This window comes from Pseudomonas sp. o96-267 (assembly GCF_003935465.1).
GTDB lineage: Bacteria > Pseudomonadota > Gammaproteobacteria > Pseudomonadales > Pseudomonadaceae > Aquipseudomonas > Aquipseudomonas sediminis.
The window spans coordinates 1-21,762 of the sequence record NZ_RHQP01000031.1; the positions used below are offsets into that span (position 1 = coordinate 1).

Annotated in this window: 23 protein-coding genes; 15 read left to right on the forward strand and 8 right to left on the reverse strand. The window is 58.5% G+C overall.

Annotation, left to right across the window (positions count from 1 at the left end; all coding sequences use genetic code 11):
* From EGJ86_RS19115 to EGJ86_RS19130, 4 genes are all read left to right on the forward strand, one after another.
* Window positions 1-838, forward strand: an 838-nt coding sequence (locus tag EGJ86_RS19115) for a hypothetical protein (protein ID WP_218565892.1), incomplete at its 5' end; no start/stop codon positions are given.
* A complete protein-coding gene (locus EGJ86_RS19120) occupies window positions 839-1,219 on the forward strand; it encodes a histone-like nucleoid-structuring protein, MvaT/MvaU family (RefSeq protein ID WP_125836218.1) in 381 nt (126 codons plus the stop codon).
* Window positions 1,216-1,545, forward strand: a complete 330-nt coding sequence (locus EGJ86_RS19125; RefSeq protein WP_125836219.1) for a lipoprotein — start codon at window positions 1,216-1,218, stop codon at window positions 1,543-1,545. The genes EGJ86_RS19120 and EGJ86_RS19125 overlap by 4 nt, the downstream gene beginning before the upstream one ends.
* A 107-nt stretch (window positions 1,546-1,652) precedes the next feature.
* Window positions 1,653-2,678 carry an IS110 family transposase gene (locus EGJ86_RS19130; RefSeq protein WP_125836220.1) on the forward strand — a complete coding sequence of 342 codons (1,026 nt, stop codon included), beginning with the start codon at window positions 1,653-1,655 and terminating at the stop codon, window positions 2,676-2,678.
* 591 nt (window positions 2,679-3,269) lie between these two features.
* On the opposite strand, the gene EGJ86_RS19135 is transcribed toward EGJ86_RS19130, so the two are convergent.
* Window positions 3,270-3,470 (reverse strand): hypothetical protein, encoded by a 201-nt coding sequence (locus tag EGJ86_RS19135; RefSeq protein ID WP_125836221.1) that lies wholly within the window; start codon window positions 3,468-3,470, stop codon window positions 3,270-3,272.
* A gap of 57 nt (window positions 3,471-3,527) precedes the next feature.
* Between EGJ86_RS19135 and EGJ86_RS19140 the strand changes: the two genes are divergently transcribed.
* The 3 genes from EGJ86_RS19140 (at window position 3,528) to EGJ86_RS19150 (ending at window position 5,558) form a co-directional block, all read left to right on the forward strand.
* Window positions 3,528-3,980, forward strand: coding sequence for a hypothetical protein (locus EGJ86_RS19140; RefSeq protein WP_125836222.1), 453 nt, complete (start codon window positions 3,528-3,530; stop codon window positions 3,978-3,980).
* A 13-nt stretch (window positions 3,981-3,993) separates the two neighbouring features.
* A complete protein-coding gene (locus EGJ86_RS19145) occupies window positions 3,994-4,287 on the forward strand; it encodes a hypothetical protein (RefSeq protein ID WP_125836223.1) in 294 nt (97 codons plus the stop codon).
* A gap of 251 nt (window positions 4,288-4,538) precedes the next feature.
* Complete coding sequence (locus EGJ86_RS19150) at window positions 4,539-5,558, forward strand: DNA-binding protein (protein WP_125836224.1); 1,020 nt, start codon at window positions 4,539-4,541, stop codon at window positions 5,556-5,558.
* Window positions 5,559-5,608: 50 nt separating this feature from the next.
* Here EGJ86_RS19150 and EGJ86_RS19155 read toward each other — a convergent pair whose 3' ends face one another.
* The 4 genes from EGJ86_RS19155 to EGJ86_RS19170 all read right to left on the reverse strand — a co-directional run bounded on the left by EGJ86_RS19155 (window position 5,609) and on the right by EGJ86_RS19170 (window position 8,087).
* Entirely contained in the window at window positions 5,609-5,836 is a 228-nt protein-coding gene (locus EGJ86_RS19155) for a hypothetical protein (RefSeq protein WP_125836225.1), read from the reverse strand.
* Between the two features lie 17 nt (window positions 5,837-5,853).
* Window positions 5,854-6,921, reverse strand: coding sequence for a tetratricopeptide repeat protein (locus EGJ86_RS19160; RefSeq protein ID WP_125836226.1), 1,068 nt, complete (start codon window positions 6,919-6,921; stop codon window positions 5,854-5,856).
* A gap of 100 nt (window positions 6,922-7,021) precedes the next feature.
* Window positions 7,022-7,450, reverse strand: coding sequence for a hypothetical protein (locus tag EGJ86_RS19165; RefSeq protein ID WP_256672477.1), 429 nt, complete (start codon window positions 7,448-7,450; stop codon window positions 7,022-7,024).
* A 4-nt stretch (window positions 7,451-7,454) separates the two neighbouring features.
* A complete protein-coding gene (locus EGJ86_RS19170) occupies window positions 7,455-8,087 on the reverse strand; it encodes a hypothetical protein (RefSeq protein ID WP_125836227.1) in 633 nt (210 codons plus the stop codon).
* 170 nt (window positions 8,088-8,257) lie between these two features.
* Between EGJ86_RS19170 and EGJ86_RS19175 the strand changes: the two genes are divergently transcribed.
* The 5 genes from EGJ86_RS19175 to EGJ86_RS19195 all read left to right on the forward strand — a co-directional run bounded on the left by EGJ86_RS19175 (window position 8,258) and on the right by EGJ86_RS19195 (window position 11,865).
* Window positions 8,258-10,048: a DNA cytosine methyltransferase gene (locus EGJ86_RS19175; protein WP_125836228.1), complete on the forward strand. Its 1,791-nt coding sequence runs from the start codon at window positions 8,258-8,260 to the stop codon at window positions 10,046-10,048.
* 14 nt (window positions 10,049-10,062) lie between these two features.
* Window positions 10,063-10,314, forward strand: coding sequence for a hypothetical protein (locus tag EGJ86_RS19180; protein WP_125836229.1), 252 nt, complete (start codon window positions 10,063-10,065; stop codon window positions 10,312-10,314).
* An 11-nt stretch (window positions 10,315-10,325) separates the two neighbouring features.
* Complete coding sequence (locus EGJ86_RS19185; RefSeq protein ID WP_125836230.1) at window positions 10,326-10,886, forward strand: hypothetical protein; 561 nt, start codon at window positions 10,326-10,328, stop codon at window positions 10,884-10,886.
* A complete protein-coding gene (locus EGJ86_RS19190; RefSeq protein ID WP_125836231.1) occupies window positions 10,883-11,164 on the forward strand; it encodes a hypothetical protein in 282 nt (93 codons plus the stop codon). The genes EGJ86_RS19185 and EGJ86_RS19190 overlap by 4 nt, the downstream gene beginning before the upstream one ends.
* A 422-nt stretch (window positions 11,165-11,586) precedes the next feature.
* Entirely contained in the window at window positions 11,587-11,865 is a 279-nt protein-coding gene (locus tag EGJ86_RS19195; RefSeq protein WP_125836232.1) for an HU family DNA-binding protein, read from the forward strand.
* Window positions 11,866-11,911: 46 nt separating this feature from the next.
* Here EGJ86_RS19195 and EGJ86_RS19200 read toward each other — a convergent pair whose 3' ends face one another.
* The 3 genes from EGJ86_RS19200 to EGJ86_RS19215 form a co-directional block, all read right to left on the reverse strand.
* Window positions 11,912-12,706, reverse strand: a complete 795-nt coding sequence (locus tag EGJ86_RS19200; RefSeq protein ID WP_256672478.1) for a hypothetical protein — start codon at window positions 12,704-12,706, stop codon at window positions 11,912-11,914.
* Between the two features lie 882 nt (window positions 12,707-13,588).
* Entirely contained in the window at window positions 13,589-13,738 is a 150-nt protein-coding gene (locus EGJ86_RS25010) for a hypothetical protein (RefSeq protein ID WP_158620908.1), read from the reverse strand.
* Window positions 13,739-13,943: 205 nt separating this feature from the next.
* Entirely contained in the window at window positions 13,944-18,827 is a 4,884-nt protein-coding gene (locus EGJ86_RS19215; protein ID WP_125836235.1) for a type ISP restriction/modification enzyme, read from the reverse strand.
* Window positions 18,828-19,349: 522 nt separating this feature from the next.
* Between EGJ86_RS19215 and EGJ86_RS19220 the strand changes: the two genes are divergently transcribed.
* Genes EGJ86_RS19220 through EGJ86_RS19230 form a run of 3 tightly spaced genes read left to right on the forward strand, consistent with a single transcriptional unit; the run spans window position 19,350 to window position 21,749 of the window.
* On the forward strand, window positions 19,350-20,288 hold the full coding sequence (locus EGJ86_RS19220; protein WP_125836236.1) for a ParA family protein: 939 nt from the start codon (window positions 19,350-19,352) through the stop codon (window positions 20,286-20,288).
* A complete protein-coding gene (locus EGJ86_RS19225) occupies window positions 20,281-21,387 on the forward strand; it encodes a ParB N-terminal domain-containing protein (protein ID WP_125836237.1) in 1,107 nt (368 codons plus the stop codon). The genes EGJ86_RS19220 and EGJ86_RS19225 overlap by 8 nt, the downstream gene beginning before the upstream one ends.
* Window positions 21,384-21,749: a hypothetical protein gene (locus EGJ86_RS19230; protein WP_125836238.1), complete on the forward strand. Its 366-nt coding sequence runs from the start codon at window positions 21,384-21,386 to the stop codon at window positions 21,747-21,749. The genes EGJ86_RS19225 and EGJ86_RS19230 overlap by 4 nt, the downstream gene beginning before the upstream one ends.
* Window positions 21,750-21,762: the final 13 nt, after the last annotated feature.

The following is a 21,762-nucleotide window of genomic DNA, read 5'->3' on the forward strand; positions in this document are numbered from 1 at the left end:
TTGGCGTCCCCCGCTGATTTTGAATCCATCAAATCACAGCAAGGACGATGCCAACGTTTTTACACGGTCTGGGCCGGTTGCTGCCTGTCGCGACCGGCAGCTTGGGGTCGACTTAGGCCGGTCGTCACTACGGCGTGTATTGGTCAAACCGCATGCAATCGAGTGGTCAATGCGAATGCAATTCGGTGGTCAAGTCAGTGCAATTTCGCAGGCAAGCGCCAACCGAGATTGGTCCAGCCACCGCCTCACGAGCGCAAACGAGCCCAATGCCGCGAGAGTGATGCACACGGAGCGCAATCGCCCGTTGACCCTGGACGAGCGCCGCGAGCTGACGGCAGGCTATGAAAAGCTGGCCACCATGCTCGCCTCCCCTGCCCGCCAGGCCCAGCCAGAGGAACGGGCTCACATAGAGCAACTGCGAACAGCCGCACAGCAAGGCCTTTCGAGTGGTCAGGCAAAGGTTGCGGAGTTTGAAGAAATCAACCGCAACTATCAGAATGAAGATCCCGGCATGGATAGCATCATTCGCAAAGGAACATTGATTGACGCAGAACTTCGCCACGAAGCCTATGCAAGCAAAGCAATGAGCCCCGATCAAATAAAAGAAATCGCGGCAAAAGATCTTGAGGGTTACTCTTTCCTGCAGGGAAAACCCGAGCAGCAGAAGCTAGCCGTTCTAATGGGCGGCATGATGGGTGAACCTGATTACAGGTCAGCTATTTACGAGAATCCTGCGCTAGATCTTGATACTTCAATTGCAGCCGCGACCAGTATTGAGAGCCAGGCAGAAATGACAACAACACACGACAAAACCCGCGATCAGGGCATGGAACTTTAAATGACCCAACTTGTTATTCAGCATCGAGAAATCGAGGCGCAAATAAAATCCCTAGAGAATGAACTTAGAGCGATTGAGGCTAATCCTCGATACGCCCAGGAAAGGGCCTTTTTAGACGCCCTGGAGGGCCTGCTGGGCGAGTATGGGAAGTCGCTCAGCGACGTGGTTAAAATCCTCGATCCGCAGGCCGCTGAGCCACGGCGGGCGCGCGGTGCGCGAGGCCCTGCGCCTGGTATAATGCGCAAGAAGTTGCGCTATAAGAATCCGCACACGGGCGAACACATTGATACGGCTGGAGCCAATAACCGTATTTTAAAGGCGTGGAAACTGCAGTATCCTAACGACAATATCAAGGACTGGATTGTTGGGGAGTCGAAATGAAAAAACTGTTTATCGCTGCACTCGCTGTTGTTGCCCTGGCCGGTTGTAAAGAGGAAGGCGGCGCCTTTGTCGGCCAATGGAAGAACAACGCCAAGATGCCCGAAACTATCACCGTCACCGAGGCCAGCGGCGGCTACCGTGCCGTTGCCCAGATCGACGAAGACAAGAAAGGCTATATGAACGTCGAAGTCGTTCTTAAAGCCGAGTCCGACAAGCTCCTAGTCCGCGATAAAGATGGCAAGCGCGCCCTGGAGATTGCTGCAGACGGCAAGATGACCAGCTACCTGCGCCACGGCAAGGACGACACTTTCACCAAAGTGAACTGAGCTGCCCTCCCCCAAAAAGCCGCCTTCGGGCGGTTAATGAGATGGTCACCCCCACACCCTACGAGGGCTACGCTTTCGCAGGGTGTTTTGTTTCGGAGGCCATCATCATGAGCGAATTAGCATTGGTCGGCATCGACCTCGGCAAGCACAGTTTCCACCTGCACGGCCAAGACAAGCCCGGCCGTGAACTGTTTCGCAAGAAGCTCTCGCGTCAGCAGATGATGCGGTTTTTCAGCAACCTTCCGGCCTGTACGGTGGTGATGGAGGCCTGTGCCGGCGCACACTTCGTCGCTCGCCAGCTACTGGGCATGGGGCATCAAGCCAAGCTGATTTCTCCGCAGTTCGTGCGACCTTTTGTCAAGGGCAACAAAAACGATTTCGTCGATGCCGAGGCCATTTGCGAGGCCGCTTCGCGTCCGTCGATGCGCTTTGTTTCGCCCAAAACCGAGGCCCAGCAAACCCTTTCAGTGCTGCATCGCCTGCGCGAGTCGCTGGTGCGTGACCGCACCAAAAGCGTCAATCAGCTGCATGGCTTCCTGCTGGAGTTTGGTATCAGCCTGCCTAAGGGGCTGGCGATCATGAAGCGTCTGCCCAGTGTTCTGGCTGAGCATGAGTTACCTGTTCGGCTGACTGTACTGTTGCAGCGTTTGCACGAGCATTTTGTCTACCTGGATGAACAGATCAAGGCGCTGGATAAGGAGCTGGCTGGTCAACTGGCCGAGGATGACTTAGGCCGCCGGCTGCTGGGGATGCCCTGCGTTGGCCCAATCACCGCGAGTCTGCTGGCGGTGGAAATGGGTGATGGCAAGCAGTACGGCTGCAGTCGCGACTTTGCCGCGTCCGTTGGTTTGGTACCCAGACAATACAGCACCGGGGGCAAGGCCAACCTTTTGGGTATTAGCAAGCGTGGAGATAAGAATCTCAGGCGGCTACTGGTCCAATGCGCCAGAGTCTACATGCAACGGCTGGAGCAGCAGACGGGGCCGCTGGCCGATTGGGTGCGCTCGCTGCTGATGCGCCGGCACTCGAACGTAGTGGCCTGCGCCTTGGCTAACAAGTTGGCGCGGATCGCCTGGGCCATGTCGGTTCGCCATACAGAATTTGCAGCGGGGCCAGGCACCTTGAATGCCTGACCTTGCTGCTGTTGCGGTACCACAATCCACCTTTCTGGTTTTGCGATAGCTGAACAACAGATGACGTGAACGGCCTACCAGCCTGGCGAACACCCTGACATAAAAATCGGCTTTAGAAGCCGCGCGGTTTTTCAGGATCGTCAGGCGCGACTCTCATCGTGGCGCGGGGCTTGCCCCAACAGACGCCGGATAGATTTAAGCAAGCCAACCACATCGCCCGTTAATCAGTATTGCAAAAGTGGGGGTGACCATAGATTTTTATTGCCCGCTTGCCACAACATCTAGTGGCTGATGCGGGATGCAAAAAAAAGTTTCATCCTAACGGGAACGATTTGCTGGGCTGGCTGGGAAGCTCACTGCCCGACCTGTACCTAAAGTCTCATCCTAATGCCTCGCAGCGGCCTTCAAATGGTCGGAAAACCCCGGAGCCATGCGAATAAAGTGTCATCCTTACCTGAAATCGTAAGTCGTTGATTTCTATTGTGACCTTGCTATTTTCCTCCCTGATTGCGGCCTTGCAGGCCGTAATCATTGGGGGTTCCAGGGGGCGGACAAGGCCAGAACCCGATTGCTCGGGATGACACTTTATTTCTAAGGAGAAACTTTATTTGCATCCCACAGCAATTGCTCACCGTGGACACCGAGCTGTGCGTCCACTGCCACTGGTGGCATGAAGTCTGCGAGCTGCAGTTCTCGGATGATGAGGGCGGCGGGCTGTGCGATCAGTGCCGAGAAGAGCTGGGTATCGAGGGCGAGTGAGGTCTGCACGGCGGCGCGCAAATAGAAATCCACGGCCAGCCCCTAACCTATATAGTATTATTGTACCGTACTAATACAGGAGGACTTCAGATGGCCCATCGCACTGCAGGCGAGTTCCCCATTCACCACCGGCATGCCCGCCTGATGAGCAGGCGCAGGCATTTTCTTGCTGAAGCCGTCGAGCGCATCCGCCAGGTAGTGCCGGACGCGACTGAAATCTGGTGCTACGGCATCAATGCCATGCGCCCAGAAACCCCCGGAAGTGATTGGGACTTTATCGTGATGCTGCCCTCTAGCGTCGCTCCTGAGCGACTGGAGCTGCTCAACAACTTGAGCGGCCCGCTTAGCGATATCCGCAGCATCGGCACGCAGACGCTTGATGTTCAGGCCTTGCGTGTTGATGATCGATCCAGTTGCGCGGGACTGATCCGGGTCGAGGGCTTTCGCCTCTGGCAAGCTGATCACGATGGCTCAGCGCAAACACTGCCGGCCTACCCCCGCCGTGCAGCCAGCCAACAGATCAGCAATCACGCCCTCGGGTAGGCGGCAGAGGTTCATGATGGAGCAGACGATTGAACTGATCTTTCAATGGGGAGGCGCAGCATTCGGCATTGCTGGCGCTGGGCTGCTGTCGAGCAACGTCCGTCTCTCTCCCTACGGCTGGCTACTCTTCTTGGTGTCGAGCGTGCAACTGTGCATCTACGCGGTGCTCATCCAGGCATGGGGCCTGCTGGCGCTCAATGCCTGTTTCGTTTGCACGAACTTCAACGGCATCTGGCGCTGCCTCATGCCCTACCTACGCGCCCGCAAAAACGGATGCACAGATGGCACGCCAGAAGCCGCGCGCTGAGGTACAGCTGCTCCTATTCGGCGCCCCGCTACAGCCAGGCGCCTACTCCCTTCCTGCCCTACCTCCCCCCGGTGATGACGCTGCCTACCTGGCGCAGCGCCGCGCCCACTTCCGCAAGCTCAAACAGGCCCAGCTGCAGCTGGATTTGGGCGACCCCGTATAACACTCGTTCCATGCTTGGCGGCAACGACGCGGCGTGCTAGTTTCTTTGTTTATTACTTACTTTCTTTGTTTCTTGTGCGAGGCACGCCATGCGACCACCCGAGGTTCACGACGACCAGATCATTGCCGCTGGCACCCAGATCGAGGCGCAAGGCAAGCGCATCACCGGGCACGCACTGCGCCAGCTCATCGGCAACGGCACGCCAGCTCGACTGATGAAGGTATGGGCCGAGCATAAGCGCGGCACAACCCCGGCCCCGGAGGACCAACCACTCCCCACCCTGGCCGAGCAAACGCTACGCCTTGGCATCGACCAGATGACCAGCAGCATGCAGCAGCTGCTGGTGAGCCTTAACGCCAGCTGCCAGCAAGCGGCCAACGCAAAAATCGCGAGCATCGAAGAGGCGGCGGATGCACAGTGCGCGGTCTACATCGACGAGCTGAACGAGGCCAGCGAGCGCATCCAGGCCGCAAATGAGGCCCGCCAGCTGCTGGAGCGAACCCTTACCGCTCGCGAAGACAAGATCATCCAGCTGAGCAATCAGCTGGCTGCCGAGCAAGAACGCAACCGGCAAGGCGAGGCCGCGCTGGCGACCCACAAGGCCGAAAGCAAAGCCGAGCTGCAGGCAGTAAAAGAGGCTCATGCCCAGCAACAACAACAGCTCGCACAAGAGCTGGCCGCTGCCAGGCAGGAGGCCAAGGATGCTGAGCAGCGCGCCCTGGCCACCGCGTCACGTCTGCAGCAACTGGAAAGCGAAGCAACCTTCACTGCGAAGGAGCATGCCGCCGAAACCGGGCGACTAAAGGCCGAGCTGGAAACCGCGCAGAGTGCCAGCAGTGCAGCAACCAAGGCCAAGGAGCTGGTTCAGGTGACGTGCGATGCAGTGACCGAGCAGCTCAACAAAAAGAGCATGCAGTTTGAAGTCGCGCAGGCGCAGATCAAGGGGCAAGAAGAACGCATCGTAGAGCTGTGCATGCGCATAGAGGAATATCGCGGCACAGCATCCAGCCAAGCCAAGCATATTGCCCGGCTTGAACTGAAGATCGATCAACTGGAGAAAGAGCGCCAGCAGCTTTCCAGCTCGCGCCAGCAGGGCAAGAATGAGTAAGGCAGGAGCCAGCCTCTCCCTGCTGAGGCTGGCTTGGATTCAGAGCCGCGTCACCGAGGCCAGCGCTTAGCCGCCAACCTGGCGCTATCCGCACCGTAAACCACCAAGCTATCACCGACGCCCGCAGCCCGCTCATCGAGCGCATGAGCCAGCATGTCGTGGAGGGGGATTTTCCGCGAGATAATCGAGCCATCCAGATCACGACTGATCCGCAGCACGAGACTCTGGTTCTGGCTTGCAAACTGGTAGCCACGGGACGCAGCGTTATGCGCAATCATGCCCTGCCTCCTAGGTCCTATTGGACGACAATCTCGTTCTGGATGGAGGCTTTCTCGGCGTCGAGCCAGCCAGGATTCTTCTTGTCCTGCTCATCCTTGATACCGCCCAGGTACTGCAGCTCTTTGCCTGCCGCGTAGTAGCCCAGATCATCAGCCAGGCTCACCAGCGCATAGGCCCGCGCCTCTTCGCGTGAAGATTTGCGGCTCTTAACGAGGATGTCCATACCCTGCCGGTAGTAGGCCCGGCCCTGCATCTTCGATACTTCTTCTTGTCCTGCAGCGACGAGCGCCATAGCTTTGGGGTGGTCCAGCTCGCGAGCCTTTTCAAACTGCACCCTTGCACCAGGGATATCGCCACGCGATTGCTTCAGGCGCCCGAGCTGATACGTTGCTTCGGCATCCTTGCCGTAAGAGGCCAGACTGAGATAGTGCTCGGCCTCGCCCAGGTCGGACAGATGGGGCCTGTAGATATTGGCATACAGCATCCCCAGCTCACGCTGAGCGCGAACGCTATTGCGCGCTGCCGTGCGCATGAGGTCGGTGCCCAGCTCCATTTCAACCCGGCCATATTCGCCCAGCAGGTAGTTCCAGCCCAGCACGCGCAGCGCTTCGGCGTTCCCATGCTCGGCAGAGTGCTCCAGGTACACCTTGGCCATGTTCACATCCTTCTCCAGAAGGACGCCCTCACTTAGCATTCGCGCCATTTCATAGCTCGCGGACGCATTGCCCAGCTCAGCGGACTTCATGAGCTTGTCGAGCATCATCTCGTAATCACCCGTGACCTGAGCCGTCATGCCGTCCGTGTAAAGCTGCTGAGCCTGCACTTCGGGCGCAACCGGCTCTCGCTTGGCGTTCTTGGAGGCCCGGCCTGACTTAGCGGCCTTTACAGGCTTCACCGGCTCTGCCGGCACAGCGATCATTTCCGGCACAGAGTTATCTTGCCCGGTGCTGAACAGGCTTTCAGGGCCGGGGATTTCCGTCAGCGGGTACGGATTAGAAGCGCAGCCGGTCAAAAGCGCTGCAGCCAGCGCAGCAGCGAGTGCGGACGCCCGGAACAGACTCGGGCAAGTAACATTAGTGGGCATCAGGCCTCCTTCATCGTTCATGTGCTGGCGGCACTCGCGAGTGTCAGCCATTAGAAATAACACGGTTCAATGTTACTACACGATAGCAACTGCAGAGCAACTAGATAGCAGCAATGACTCGCCCAACATAGGCAAGCCCGGATGCTGCAATGTCGATAGGTGGATGCAGGTCAACAAGCAGCGGCCCGAAGATCGTCCGCTCAGGCCCAATTTTCTCGACCGACCCCAGATACGCTATGTCGCCCCTCGGGCAGCGATAGCAGTAAATCGGGCTACGGTGCTCAGGGTGAGCATCCTCGTGCATGAGGTAGGGATCGGTGCTGACCAGGAACACCTGCGCGGTATGGTGCATACGGGTTTTGGGGCGCAGCCAAAATCCACGCTGCACAATCACGTTGCCTGGCGGAACCTCTAGGTACGCGCAGCCAGTTGGCACGTCCCCATTTCTCAGGTACGCCTCAATCTGCGAATCCTCAAGCACCGGCAGGCCGCTGAAACTGCGCTGACAGTTACGAATAGTCTTGATCACAGCGCTATCGCTCCATCGTGATGCCGATATCAGGGATAGCCGGGTGGGAGCTTCTCAGTACCAGGAAGTCGCTGGTAAAGCCGGCCAGGTTGTACTGCCGGGAAAGCCGGTTATAGGTCGTGACCAGAATCTGGTAGAGCTTGTCAGCCAGCTCTTCCGGGTTTTTTACCGAGCACATGCTCGTGCTCTTGAGGCTGTCGTGGTCGTAGACGACTACTCGCAGGCCTTCGCTGGCCTTGCGCTCGACGGGATCGATCTGAGTGATGCCGCTGACATATACCGCCAGGCAAAGCGCGTCACAGCGCAGCTCAACGGCGTTGCGCGTGTAGGCGCGGCTGTCGCGCATTTTGTCGATGACGAATCGCAGAAAGTGGTTGGCACGACCATCCTCGTAGTAGCCAATAAAGGCGTTGTAGGGGCCGGTGCTCGGCTTGCGCTGATCGAAGGCGGCGCTGCCATCAGACTGGCCGATCCACGCCCCGCTAACAGGGCGTCGGATAAGCCCCTTGAAAGTCCGGCTCAGGTGCTCAATGAGTCCACCGCGAGTCAGGCTGCCGGTGCCGTCTTGCACAACGGCAGGCGCGTGCTGTCCGCCAAAGCGCCCATAGATGATTTTGTCGTTAGATTCCTGTCTCATCGTGCGGCCTCCGAGTGCCCAACCGCCAGGCTGCAGGTGTGCGGCCCGGCCGGCTCATTTGATTTGATATTATTAAATCACATCAATTATTGACGCTCAATCCCTTATTTGGTAGCGCCCTCGCGGTGGTGATATTCTGTTATCACGGTTTACTAATTACAGGGCAAACAATGCGCGGTTATTACGTCAAGGGGTCCGACAAAGACAAAGCCATTGGCAGCAATCGCGGAAAGCCCCGCATCTGGCTGCAGGGCGGTGAGCTTGCCGGCGCAGGCCTAGCCCCCGGTGATCGCTATGAAATCCATCTGAAGGGCGGCACCGTGATACTGCGCGCCAACCCCGATGGCTCACGAACCGTTTCTCACAAGGAAGTCCGCAGCGGCGCTCGTGTCCCTGTGATCGACTTGAACAGCAAAGAGCTGCTGGCGCTGTTTGACGGCATGAGTTCCATCCGGCTCGTGCAGCGCAAGGGCGAGGTATACCTACTGCCTCTGGCCTCAGAGCTGCGCAAGAAAGAGCGCCTGCAGCGGCTCAAAGACAAGGTGGAGAGCGGTGAGCCGCTGGCAGTCGGCAGCTTGTCGCACGGAGGCGGCCTGCTCTCGCATGCCGTACATGAGGGTCTACAAGAAGCCGGCATTGAGTCTTACACCAGGTTCGCCAACGAGATTCGCCCCGAGCTGCTTGAGCACGCAGCCAGAGTCAGCGAACACTGGCGCGAGGACACCATTGCGCTCGCGGCACCGATGCAGGAGCTGGCATTCGATGAAGCCGGTATGCGCCACATCCCGCGCGTGGATGTCATGGAAATGGGCCTGCCCTGCTCCGGGGCGTCCAAGGCTGGGCGCGCCAAGCGAGGCACCGATCACCCCGAGCAACACCCTGAAGTCGGCCACTTGGTTGTGGCGGCGCTGGTGATCCTCGCCAAGGCCAACCCTGCTGTCGTGCTTTTCGAGAACGTCATTCCCTACGCCTCCAGCGCCAGCGCCAGCATCCTGCGTAACCAGTTGCGCGACCTCGGATACAACACGCACGAAACCGTACTCAGGGGCGAAGACTTCAACGCCCTGGAGCACCGCGACCGCTGGTGCATGGTTGCGACTACCGAGGGCATGCACTTCGACTGGAGCATGTTGCAGCTCCCGGCCAAGGTTCCACTGAAGCTCTCTGACGTACTCGATGACATTCCAGCTGATGATCCAGCATGGAGCGAGATGAAGGGCTTGAAGGCCAAGCAAGAGCGCGATATCGCAAATGGCAAAGGCTTCATGATGCAGACCTTCGGCGCGGACTCCGAGAAGATCGCAACGCTGACCAAGGGATACGCAAAGGTCCGGTCTACCGACCCCAAGATCGAGCACCCCACCAACCCAGACCTACTGCGTCAGGTCACTCCTGCCGAGCACGCCCGCATCAAGCAGTTCCCCGAGCGACTGATTGCAGGGATGAGCGCAACCATCGCGCATGAAGTGCTGGGCCAGGGCGTACAGCGCGACCCCTTCAAGGCGGCAGGCAAGCTATCGGGCGAAGCCATTGCCCGTTTTGTCTTCGGGCTTGATCACAAGCCGGCTGACGAGCTTGAGCTTGCAAACGTGATCAGCTCCGAGCTGACCGATACCGCGAGCCGCGTGGTCGCAGAAATTCGCGCGCCGCTCAAAGGCGTCATCTACGAAGGTCCGGTGACCGTCAACGACCTCGGCATGACCATCCAAGACATCGGCAACGGCGTTGGCATCCTGCACAAGACCGACGCACTGGAGCAAGTTCGCCTTGGTGAAGTGCTGCGGGTCCAGTACCCATCCATGAAGGCCAATCCTGTCGTAGAGCACCTGAGCAGGCCATCGCCTGAAGTCAGTAACTCGCTGGCGCACGCCATCACTGAACACCAGCAGGAGGCGCCTGCTCAGCAGTCCGATCTGTTTGCGCAGCCCGCCGCCCGTAAACCTTACTCACCTGGAATGTAAGCTGGAGACTCAACATGCAGCATGACGACCTCGCCAACTCCCTCGACGAATGCTCCGGCCTGATCGGTCAAGCCAAGATCAGCCAGGGCACTCGCAACCACCTGCTGAGCCAGGCATCGATCTACGCCCTGTTCCTTTCCGATCTGAGTTCTGGCCGGCTCACTCCTGATCGCTCTCACGGCAATGCCGTGAACAGCATGCTTGAGCTGATCAGTGAGTTTTGCAGCCAGGTACGCACCGCACTCAACACCCACCAAGCTGAGTGAGAGCATTCGCCATGGAACTTGAAGACAAGCTGATCAGTGCCACCAACAAGACGTTCGGTAAATTCACCGAACTGCTTGCGAAAGTCGATCCGGTAGCCGCTCTCGTTGTGACCGGTGCAGTAGGTGCCGTTGCAGTCACCGTCAACTTCGGCGCTGAGTACCTGCACCAGCAGGAGATTTTCCGAGAAGGTGGCATTGAAGCACTGAAGGCCTATCACGCCCAAGGAGCCAGCGGAACCTTGGACTTCATCGCCAAAGGAATATCCAACGCCCTGCCCAGCGCGACGCAGAACCGGCTGGCCCTATCCACCCTCGGCACCTTTACCGTACCCGTGATTGCCTCCGTCAGCACCTTGATTGCAGGGCGATTCCAGAAGCTGAAACAAGAGATCAAAACACTGGAACAGGGCGGGCGTCAGGATAAGACGCTGGAGGCCGAGAGCGACCGACCGCGCGGAGCAACACGGATCAGCGCATCTGAGCGCTTCAATATGTCTATCGACTCGCTCTCGCGTAAGATCACCGAGGTACAGCATCAGGAGGAATCCCAGAAATCTGGGCCTAAGCTATGACACCAGAAGGTATTTTTCAGCTCCCAGTGTGGCTGGTAGCGATGGTCGCGATGCAATTCATCGGCGGCCTCTTGTACTGGTGGCTAAGGCGTCCTCTCCTGCCAGTTGTGGCCTCTGGGCTGCTGACTGGCAGTGTCGCCGGCACACTGGTTTACCAGGTAATCCCGTTCGCGGGCAGCGCCATGGCGATTGCGGTCGTCGCCGGGGTTGCTACCTGCTGCCTCTACTGCGCGCTGATGGATAAAGCCATCGGTCGTGAGCAGCTTCTGAGTGAATAGTCGTAACTCCCACGTCCCTTCACCACGTCACCACGGCTGGAAATCTGAACTCGATCCTGCACCTGGCCTTGCGCCGGGTGCGGGCGCTCGACCCTCACGCTGACTTGGGATACCGCGTCACGCCCCGTACATTGAGCGTGTCTCCCCAAGGATCAATCCTGTAAACCGGACCGTCCTTGGCAATCTGCGCCCCAAGCCCCTTCGTTCAGCGTCATCACAAACGATCAATCTTGCCCTTGCCAAGCCCTGTCAGCGGCCTGAGCGTGGCGGCTCATAGAGGCTGTCGCGGTGGCTTTTCGCAAGAGCCGCGCGAGCACTGCGTATTGCTGCTTGGCGGCGTAAATGCGCTCCAAGTCACCGCCAACAAACTCACGTTTATGTATTATTATTTCGCATTCATCATACACCCAAAGGACATCCCCATGAACAAGACCGAACTCATCAACGCCATCAGCCTCGACGCTGAGCTGCCTAAACCCCAGGTTGAGCGCACGGTAAACACCCTGCTGGAAAAGATCAGCGATGAGCTGGCGCGTGGAGGCGAAGTCGCCCTACTCGGCTTCGGCACCTTTACTGTCAAGGAGCGCCCGGCACGCACTGGCCGCAATCCCAAGACTGGTGAGCCGATGCAGATCAGCGCCTCGAAAGCACCGAACTTCAAGGCCGGTGCCAAGCTGAAAGCGTCGGTTGGCCTAAGCTGAGCTGGAAACACAAAGCCCGCCAATGGCGGGCTTTTTTGTTCCTGCATTAACCCCGGCGCTGGTGCTTGTCCGAGTAGGCCTCTGCTCTGAGCACGGCGCGAACGCCGCGAGTGCGCTTCGACTCAAGAACAATCCCGGCAGGGTGTATCTTCGACCCTAGAGCGCGCGAGGCTTCGCTGATTCGACGAATGCGCGAGCGCATCCAGTTAGCATCAGCTGTGTAGTTAGCGCACGGATTGCCTGCATACAGAGCCGCCATCTTCTCTTCAAGCTCAGCGGTCAGCACAACACGCCCCAGGATATGAAAGTCGTGATGCTGCAGCGTCAGACAGTCCTCTGCGGTCATGGCTGCCAGGTTCGACGGGACGCCTGCGCAGAATCGATCCGTCTGGAAGATGGCTTTGGCAAGCGCCAGCAGCTCACCCGCCGAGCGTTCGCCGCACTGCAGGGGAATGATCACCCTCGCCCCCGAGGCCATCCACGACTGAATACGGGGCGCGTGCTGCTCCCAGAGGGCAATCGTTGCAGCCTGATCACCCACTACGTCAGGGGCGACAATGCTCAGCCCATCGGCACGATCCGTGCGGTCAATGATGGTTTCGTATGCGGAAAAGACTTGCTGCCAGTCCACTAGCTCTCCCTTCACGAAAGCAGAGAACGCACCGGAATCGATGAACACTGCGCCACCGTTATCCAGGTACTGGGGAATCACCCGCAGCTTGGCGATCAGGTTCAGATTCAACGCTACAACGCCGACCGCAACACCCTCAGCAACCGCAGCGATTAGATCCCCTTGAGCGCTCATTCCCGAGTGGAAGGCCACATCCCAATCACGCGCCATAACCATTACCCTCTAGTCGTTTTCCCACTGCAGCAGCCCCGCCGTGTGCGAGGTTGAGTGGTAACGCTTGGGGAAGTCAGCTCTTGCGCTTGCCCCCTGAGAACTGGGGGAGGCCACGGAGCGCGTCATCCCAGTGCAGGGGCCGTTCCGGGTCATTGATCAACTTGCTGACCCAAGATGGGGAGAAGTCCCACCGCTCAGCAAGACTTCGCCCTGACCAGCCCTTTTCCTTCAAGCCAGCCTTGTATTCAGCTGGTGTCAAACGCGCCATATCACTACTGCTCCAGTTGGTGGGTTGTCATCAAGCGCGCCCAGGAAGCGATAGTCGCCCGCTTCGCGCCGAGCCGATCACCAGAGCGCGCCACGTCGAGAACGCATATTGAACTATAGGAAACATATAGGCAAGCGTTTATTGCCTATAGTTCAACACTGTTAGTGGCGTTTATAGGAGGGTCACCTGAGTTAGGTGGGTGCGCCCTGATCAATAGCAGAGGCCGGGCGTGTTGAGGCCGCTGGCAATGGAGCCTGCGGCCTGTTTCCTAAGTCGCTGAGGCGTGCATGTAAGCCGCCATATCGCCCATCTGCTCGATGATGGCAGCTTCGCTTGCTTCGTGTGCGGAGCTGATCTTGGATTGCCTTCTCAGGCACAAACCGCAATCGACGTGTGCCCAGTTGCTGGAGCCGTTGCTGGCTTCCCCGAGCCAAGTACCGCATGGCGCCTGCTCGGCTTCATCGTCATCAGGGTACGGGGTAAAGTGCGTAGTCATCGAAGGGTTCCTCTCCAGTTCACTTACGCGCTTGGGCATCATGTTTTCCCCGGCGCACTGGTCATAGGCTGACGTTCCAAGAAGGATTCAGCCTATACGGCGAGGTTCAGCTAGGTCATTGGGCGCGGGCGTTGCCCGGATTGGGGAAAGCACGCACGGCTTCATACACAACCTGCCCAGACGCAGCATGTACCACGGCACCACCGAAAAGCTCCGCGTAGTCCTTGGCCGTGCTGTAGAAGAACTTATGGGACTTGGCTCCCATCCAGGTATCGGACGTAGAAACGGCCCTGAGTCGCCTCAACGAGGTGCCAGCCCACGCGCCGCTTGTCGATCCAGAGCAGCAGTCTTTGCCAATGCGTCATTGCTTATCTCCTGCAGTCTTCTTGCTGGCCGCGATATTGGCGCTGCAGTAGGGGCAGTACCAACCGGAACGGGTCAGCTTCCAATTCAAACGGCGCGCCAGCGCCTTAAATATCCAGCGCTGGCAGGCTGTTTACGATCTTTTGGGTTTCCAGGCTGACAGTGACCACGCGCTGGAACAGTTCCAGCGGGTACTTGGGGTTGCCCATGGTTTCGATGGCCCAGTCGTTGGCGTCGTTGACGATGCCGCTGGCTTTGTCGGTACGCACGGCCTGGCGCTCCATTACCCAGTCGAGTGCGGCCTTACCGTTGACCACGTAGTCCCAGGCCGCTTCGGGGATGCCCTTGATCGTGATTCGGTGGTTGTAGATGACGGTGGTCTTGTCGCCTTTCTTGGCGAGCTTCATCTTTTCCACGCGGTAGTCGGCATCGGTGAGGGTGCCCTTGGCCTCGATGGTCAGCGGGTACGGCTCGACAGTTTCGTAGTTCAGGTGAAGCTCGGCCAATGCGCGGCCGGCTTTGCTGAATGCCCAGAAATCGGCAGCCTTCTTCACAGCCGGAATACGCGGTAGTTCCTTGCTGAGATTGTCGGCAAAGCGTTCGCGGTAATCTGGGGAGTGGAGGATGCCGTAGACGTAGTAGAACAGGTCTTCCTTGCTGATCTGCTCGCCTGGATAGGCCGACTGGAAGTGGGCCAGACCAACATCGGTGATGGCATCGCGGCGGCGCAGTCCACTTTCATCCGGCTCAGCAAAGAGATCGCCTTTGGGAGCCTGTCCTGGTTCGTCGTAAAGGTACAGGGGAAAGCATTGCGTGCCACCGTCACTCTGCAATTCAGGAGGGCTATTTACCATCAGAGCAAGATGACTACCTTCAGCTGGACGCTGCTTAACCATGATAAGCAAGTTCTTGGCCTTTGCGTCCGGGAAGATGCGTGGCATCTGGTAAACCCTTTCATTGAAGCGACGGTTGTAATACAGCCACTGTTTGGTGAAAGGTCGATAGACGCTAGGGACTAGGCTTCTAGCATCAAACGCATAGCAGTAATCGCGGATAAGGTCCTGCTTTAAGTTATGTGTCCAGCTGATGCGTGATGGATTGGTGTCGATGAAGTCATCAACCAGTTCCTGCCGAAGCTTAATATCTAGCCCCGGATGGACCGCGTTGAAGCGAGTCACTTCGGAATTGTAGAACCCAATCATACTTGCCATGTGTGTTTCTAATTTGGCCTTTCCAGAGTTGTAGGCCCAAGCGTCCCGCTGAGTTTTCACGCCGCTGGAGTAGTTAGCGAAAAGAGCCAACGAGCTTTTGTCGTCCTTGTCGCCCAATACGATGAACTGGCTAAAGCTGTTGTCGCGCTGCCTCAACCAATCACCATGCTCGTCAGGGACTAAATGCTGCCAACTTGGAACACCGGCTACGCTGGCATAGCTGACGATCTTCTCCAGCTTTTCTTCGCGGCTAAGGTAGTCGCCAATATCGTGGAAATAGATCTGGCCGTGAGCCTGTGCGTCGGGGTTCTTTACCAGCAGCGAGATGGCAATGGGCGCGCGGCTGCCGCTACCGAATATCTTGCCGCCTTCCTTCCGAGAAGTTTCGCCACTGGTGCGCTGGTTGCCACGAAGATGGAACACATAAAGGCTGGAGAACTCATCGACCAAGCACTTGCGCAGGCCGTCTGCGGTGTTTGCTTCGACAAAGCCAGCGTTGGTGACAAAGCCGATGATGCCGGCATCGCCAATACGGTCACTGGCCCAGCGAATGGAACGAATATAGCTGTCATACAGCGCGTTCTTGTTATTCGCGTCTGAGCGAGCGGCATAGGTTGTTCGGATGCGCTCATCCAGGCTGGGGTAAGGCACGTTGGCATTGTTGGCGTTCGCATCGCCTTGCCCCACGGAATACGGTGGATTACCCACAATCACCCGAATATCCAGCTCCTTCTGACGCTTACGCCGGGCACTGTTGTCCTCCAGCAGCGCGTCCACCAGATCGTCCTTCTCATACATCTGGAAGGTGTCAGTCAGGCAGATGCCTTCAAACGGCGTGTACTCGTCGATCACTTCGCCGTGGTAGGCCGCTTCGATATTGATGGCGGCGATGTAGTAGGCCAGCAGCACCAGCTCGTTGGCATGGATTTCGTGCTTGTACTTGTGCGGCAGCTCTTCCGGCTTGATCAGACCTGACTGAATCAGGCGCGTGATAAAGGTGCCCGTACCTGTGAACGGGTCGATGATGTGGACGCCCTTGCTACCTAGGGTCTGGCCGAACTCCTGTTGCAGCAGGTGGTTGACGCTGTGAAGGATGAAGTCCACCACCTCGACCGGGGTGTAAACGATGCCCAGGCGCTCGGTCATCTTGGGGAAGGCGTTGCGGAAGAACTTGTCGTATAGCTCGACGATGATCTTCTGCTTGCCCTGGGAGCTGGTGATGCCCGCTGCGCGCTGACGCACGCTGGCATAGAACTTCTCCAGGGTGTCGGCTTCCTTGGCCAGGTGGTGCTCATGAAGTGCGTCCAGCACGCCTTGCATGGCCTTGGACATGGGGTTGTGACTGGCAAAGCTGTATTCATCGAACAGCGCATCGAACACCGGCTTTGTTACCAGGTGCTGGGCGAGCATTTCGACAATCTCGCCATCGCTGATGCTGTCGTTGAGGTCGTCGCGCAGCTCGGCGGCGAAGGCGTTGAAGGCGGCCTTTTCCTGAGTGTTAGCCGGGTTTTCCAGAATGGCCTGAATGCGGTCGATGTGAGTGCGGGCGATCTTGGCGATGTCGTTGGCCCAGTCTTCCCAGTGGTGGCGGTTTCCGCACTTCTCGACGATCTTGGCGTAGATGGCTTTTTCGATTTCACCCACTTCATAGGTCAGCTCGGCCTGCTGAGTCATCTGGCCTTCGGCATCGTGCCGTGGACGCTTCTCACCGATGCCGTATTGGCCTTTGCCGGCCTGGCCGTTGCTCGTGCCGCTGGCTTTCTTCGCCTTCTTGTCGGCCTTGTCGGTGATGGCGATGACTTCCATCTTGCGCGGGTCGGAGCCAATCAGGTCGAGCTTGTTGACCATGGCGTCGAAGCTGTCGTCGTGCGAGCGCAGGGCCTGGAGTACCTGCCAGACAACCTTGTAGGTCTGGTTATCGTTGAGCGCTTCGTGAGGCTCCATGCCCGCAGGGATGACCACGGGCAGTACGACATAACCGCGCTTCTTGCCCGGAGCGTTGCGCATCACGCGGCCAACCGATTGCACAACGTCCACCTGGGAGTTACGCGGGGTGAGGAATAGCACGGCGTCGAGCGCCGGCACATCCACGCCCTCAGACAGGCAGCGCACGTTGCTGAGGATGCGGCATGTGTTGGCGGGCGGCTCGTCTTTAAGCCACTTGAGCTTGGCTTCCTTCTGGCTGGCATTCATGCCGCCATCGACGTGCTCGGCCTCGCAGATAATGCGCGAGGCTTCGTCGATGTTTTCGGACTCCTGGTAAGCCTCAACCACCGACTGGAACATGCTGGCGATGTTGATCGAGCTGACTTTGTGCTTAGTGCCCTTGTAGTTGGGCGAGATAACCTGGCAGAAGGCGACTGCGCGCTTCATGGGCTGATCGTCGCCAATCAGCTGCTCGTGGAGTCCCTGCTTGGCCAGCGCCTTCCAGCAGCCGACGATCTTGGCGGCGTCGTCTACCTTGAGCTGGTTGTCTTCGTCCTTCAGCAGCTCCTGAAGGCGGCGGTTAATGACGCTCTCTTCAACCGTGAGTACCAGTACCTTGTAATCGGTGAGCAGGCCGCGCTGAACGGCCTCGGAGAAATTGATGACGAAAAGCTCTTTGCCATACAGCGCCTCGTCATCCATCGAGCACAGGGTGACTTCACCGGACTCGGCCTTGATCTTGGCGTTGTCGCCATAGATGCGCGGCGTGGCCGTCATGTACAGGCGTTTGGCGGCGCGGATGTAGTCGGCATCATGGATGCGCACGAAGGTGCTTTCGTCATCATCGTCAAAGGTCGCGCCGGTTGTGCGGTGCGCCTCATCGCAGATCACCAGGTCGAACGCTGCCAGGTCATAGTCATGCTGGGCGCGACTGATCACGTCGATGGAGTGGTAGGTGGAGAACACCACGCTCATGTGCTCGGCATCATGGCGCTTGAGCATTTCCGCCGCAAGGCGATCCGCCTTGGTGGTGGCTGGGTAGCGCAGTTCATGGGTGAACACCTGAACGGTATCCTCGTCAGCCTTGCGCTTCTTGCCTACGTCGCTGTCGGAGCACACGGCGAAGCTATGCAGTGGGGTTTCGCTTTCCTGTGTCCATTCGGTGAGGGTCTGTGACAGCAGCGAAAGGCTGGGGACCAGGAACAGGACACGCTTACCCTTACCGGCCAAGCGCTCGGCGATCTTCAAGCTGGTGAAGGTCTTGCCCGTACCGCAGGCCATGATCAACTTGCCGCGCTCGGCATCTTTGAGGCCTGCAGCGGTGGCGTTCAATGCGGTCTGCTGGTGATCGCGCAGCTGCTTGCGCGCCTTGAGGGCAACAGCTTGGTTGGGCTGGTACTTGGCCCAGTCGATCTGGCTTTCTTCCAGGGCTTGCAGGTCGATCTTGCTGACAGGGGGCTGCTGGCCCTGCAGGGCATCCTCGGCGTGCTCACTCCAGTTGTTGGTAGTGGTGACAATGATGCGGTGCGAGAAAGGTGCCTTACCCGAGGCTGTGAAGAAGCTGTCGATGTCCTTTTTCTGGACGCGATAATCCTCGGCGTACAGCTTGCACTGGATGGCGTGGTACTCGCCCGTGCCTTGAGTGCGCGCCACCAGGTCGATGCCCGCGTCCTTACCGCTGAGGCCCTGCTCCTTGGCCCAGTCAGCGTACATCCACACCTTGTCGTACAGATCACGGTAGGTGGCCTCATTGCGCAGGTACGCGCAGATCAGCTCCTCGAAGTAAGTGCCTTTTTCGCGTTCGGTGACAGAGGCGGAGCGGTAGGTGTCGAGCAGGGCTGAGAGAGCGGACATGCGCGAAGTTCCTTTCTAGTGACGGCAGGCGCCATGCTTGCGCCAAATGGCGTGAGTCTACCATCGTGCTCGTTGATCCATATCTGGCTTATGTAAGGGGTGAAGCCAATATGCACGCGAGGAAATGGGGTAGAACCCAATCCGCCCCCGCCGTCTGGAAATTATCGAGGCACTGAGCGCGGCGAACGATCCTCAGCAGCAGAATATGGAGTGGCTGGCCAGGTTCGCCGTCCTGCTGTAGTGCGGGTGGTGCTTGCCACCAAGCTAGGTCAGCCCATCTTATCAGCGCAAGAGGTTTGCCCGCACTTTAGCCCAGCGCCGTATCCGAGCGCGCGAGGGATTGGCCGGGCAATATGCTTGGCGGGGCGCTGTCGCAATGCGCCGGAAACGGCGTGACGAAGGCGGCACGACTGGCCAATACGCCGTAAATTTACCCGCGTAAACTTGCGCGTATATTTTCAGCGTGTAGACTCAGGCCACGAATCGTAAATTTCACACGTATAACCAGCAAGGAAGTCAGCCATGCCCGTTCCCGTGATCGTCTCCACCAACTACAAAGGAGGCGTCGGCAAAACGACCACTAGCCGTGTGCTTGCCCAAGCAATGGCTGACGATAAAGCCTTCAATCGCGGCAAGCCTGTCCTGGTCATCGACCTCGACCCGCAGGGTAATACCAGCCGGCGCTGGCAGCTGCTCAAGACCTGTGAAAATGGGACGCGCATTCCAAAGCCGCATCCGAAGTTGGAAAATGATACGGTCCCCTACTCATCCGTCTGCGACCTCTGGCTTGACTTGCTGGAGCTGGGTGAGCCTGTTGCGCCTGAGCCTTACGAAACGGCAAACCCTCTGATCCATGTCGTGCCGGCTCACGAAGAGCAGATGAACGAAGTCATGCTGGTGCCGAAGGCGTCACGCGAGAAGCTGGGCCAGATGATGCGCAACTGGCTGCGCGACGTGGGCGCGAAGCCCGGTGATCGACTTGTCGATAAATACTGCTGCGTGATCATCGACACCCAGCCAAGCAAGACCCCCCTGATCGATGCGGCACTGACTGCCGCCACCCACTGCTACATCCCATTCGTTCCAGAGCCGCAGCCTGTAGAGGGCGTGTACTCGATCATCAGCTACGTTCACAGCCTGTCTTCGCAGCGCTCCGGCGATATCCCGCTTGAGCTGCTGGGGCTGCTGCCGAACATGGTGCAATCCACGCGACTGCACACCCTGCACCTGAAGAAGCTCCGCGACCATCCGGTGTTCGGCAAGTACCTGATGCCCGTCAAGCTCTCGCGCCGTATCGGCTATTCGGAGACTGATGACTGGCGCAACACGCCTGACCAGGTAACCGACCTTGAGGGCACGCAGATCGAGTTTGAGGCGCGTAAGTTCAGCAAGCACTTGATGAACAAGATCGCGGCAGGCGTGGTAATGAAGAGCGCTCAGAAGGAGGCCGAAAATGTCTAGTCGTCGCCAACTCGGCGCTGTCATCGACGACCACGCTAACGTGGCAGCTGCGCACCTGCTCGAAATGGAAGCGGCGCGCTCCGAGCGGATGGATACCAGTTATCCACTCGCAAAGATCATCCCCTCGGTACACAACCCACGCCGCAAAAGTCTTGATGCCGCAGGCGTAACGCGCGAGCGAATCGAAGAGCTTAAAAAGCAACCGGGCGAAAATATCGCGAGCTGGACCCAGCGCCTCGATAACTTTATGTCCGGCCTGAAGGGCACCATTTCAGCCGAGTCCTACGGCGTCTGGGAAGACCTGATCGACCTCGCGGTAACGATCAACGGCAAAGGCCTCATTCAGCCTATTGTCGCAACGCTGGAAGGTGAAATCGTAGCGGGCGAGCGTCGTTGGACGGCGTGCCAGATTGCCGGCCTCACCCATGCCCGCGTCATCCTGCGCCAGATCGATCCAGATACAGCAGACGTTATCCGCCTGCTCGAAAACGTCAGCCGCAGCGACCTGAGCATTGCCGCAATCGCAGAGAGCATCCGCAAGGTAATGGCCGTGAGTACCGGCGAGCCATGCGGCCCTCGAAACAACCGCATCACCATCAAGGAGCTGCAGGCGGTTATCGGCGGCGGCAGGACTCAGTGTGCCTACTACCGCGCTATCTGCCGCCTCGACGAGAATGACCCGCTGTTAGCCCAGATCGTTGCTGGCGCTTACACCAGCCTGCGCACAGCATACGAGCATGCCTCTAAACGCATGGTCGAGTACGAGAGTACCGGTATAGAGCCGCCAGCACCTCCCCCTGTTGCTGCAGTTGCCACCCCGGCGAACGATGCCACTCCCGCGCGCAACACGCCCCCGGCCCCACCTCTGCCGCAGTTCAAGGCTCGTATCCCAGGGACCGAAGGCGGCATGCGCTTCATTGACTTGCTCGGTGATATGCAGGGACTCAGCGAGGAAACCCAAACGCGGATAAAGGCCATCCGTACCGGATGGGCGGGGGCACCCGACAAGGCGCGCAAGAAGATGTTTTCTGAGGTGCTGTCGCGACTGTTCACTGACCTTGACCGACTGGATGAAGACGCAGAAGGGGAGCAGCAATGAGCCGCCGCGCACTCGCCTCAGTCGCAAGCGATCAAGAGGTTGCCGTGCCCTACCAGGTCAGCCTGTCCCCCGAGGTGGCCGAAGCTGTCAGGACGAGCATCGATCACAGCAAGCAGAGCTGGCCCGAGTGGGTTGATCTAGCCATATCCAGGCTGATGCGAGAGAGCAAAGAAGAGCGCGAAAACCTCTTGGCCGACCCCAAGCCGGGCAGCCGGTCGGGCAAGCAGACGCTCTCGTTCCGCATTTACCCCTCGACCCTGCAGCAGATTCGCCAACTGGCGAAGGAAAACCGCAGCAACATGCATACCGTTCTCTCGCATGCGTTCTTCATGCACGCCCTCTCCACCGACCTCTCCGCATAACCCTCTGCTAGCT

Coding starts and splice junctions, on each gene's coding strand:
- EGJ86_RS19120 (WP_125836218.1), top strand. CDS start 839: ATGACCCAACTTGTTATTCAGCATCGAGAAATCGAGGCGCAAATAAAA.
- EGJ86_RS19125 (WP_125836219.1), top strand. CDS start 1,216: ATGAAAAAACTGTTTATCGCTGCACTCGCTGTTGTTGCCCTGGCCGGT.
- EGJ86_RS19130 (WP_125836220.1), top strand. CDS start 1,653: ATGAGCGAATTAGCATTGGTCGGCATCGACCTCGGCAAGCACAGTTTC.
- EGJ86_RS19140 (WP_125836222.1), top strand. CDS start 3,528: ATGGCCCATCGCACTGCAGGCGAGTTCCCCATTCACCACCGGCATGCC.
- EGJ86_RS19145 (WP_125836223.1), top strand. CDS start 3,994: ATGATGGAGCAGACGATTGAACTGATCTTTCAATGGGGAGGCGCAGCA.
- EGJ86_RS19150 (WP_125836224.1), top strand. CDS start 4,539: ATGCGACCACCCGAGGTTCACGACGACCAGATCATTGCCGCTGGCACC.
- EGJ86_RS19155 (WP_125836225.1), bottom strand. CDS start 5,836: ATGATTGCGCATAACGCTGCGTCCCGTGGCTACCAGTTTGCAAGCCAG.
- EGJ86_RS19160 (WP_125836226.1), bottom strand. CDS start 6,921: ATGCCCACTAATGTTACTTGCCCGAGTCTGTTCCGGGCGTCCGCACTC.
- EGJ86_RS19170 (WP_125836227.1), bottom strand. CDS start 8,087: ATGAGACAGGAATCTAACGACAAAATCATCTATGGGCGCTTTGGCGGA.
- EGJ86_RS19175 (WP_125836228.1), top strand. CDS start 8,258: ATGCGCGGTTATTACGTCAAGGGGTCCGACAAAGACAAAGCCATTGGC.
- EGJ86_RS19180 (WP_125836229.1), top strand. CDS start 10,063: ATGCAGCATGACGACCTCGCCAACTCCCTCGACGAATGCTCCGGCCTG.
- EGJ86_RS19185 (WP_125836230.1), top strand. CDS start 10,326: ATGGAACTTGAAGACAAGCTGATCAGTGCCACCAACAAGACGTTCGGT.
- EGJ86_RS19190 (WP_125836231.1), top strand. CDS start 10,883: ATGACACCAGAAGGTATTTTTCAGCTCCCAGTGTGGCTGGTAGCGATG.
- EGJ86_RS19195 (WP_125836232.1), top strand. CDS start 11,587: ATGAACAAGACCGAACTCATCAACGCCATCAGCCTCGACGCTGAGCTG.
- EGJ86_RS19200 (WP_256672478.1), bottom strand. CDS start 12,706: ATGGCGCGTGATTGGGATGTGGCCTTCCACTCGGGAATGAGCGCTCAA.
- EGJ86_RS25010 (WP_158620908.1), bottom strand. CDS start 13,738: ATGGGAGCCAAGTCCCATAAGTTCTTCTACAGCACGGCCAAGGACTAC.
- EGJ86_RS19215 (WP_125836235.1), bottom strand. CDS start 18,827: ATGTCCGCTCTCTCAGCCCTGCTCGACACCTACCGCTCCGCCTCTGTC.
- EGJ86_RS19220 (WP_125836236.1), top strand. CDS start 19,350: ATGCCCGTTCCCGTGATCGTCTCCACCAACTACAAAGGAGGCGTCGGC.
- EGJ86_RS19225 (WP_125836237.1), top strand. CDS start 20,281: ATGTCTAGTCGTCGCCAACTCGGCGCTGTCATCGACGACCACGCTAAC.
- EGJ86_RS19230 (WP_125836238.1), top strand. CDS start 21,384: ATGAGCCGCCGCGCACTCGCCTCAGTCGCAAGCGATCAAGAGGTTGCC.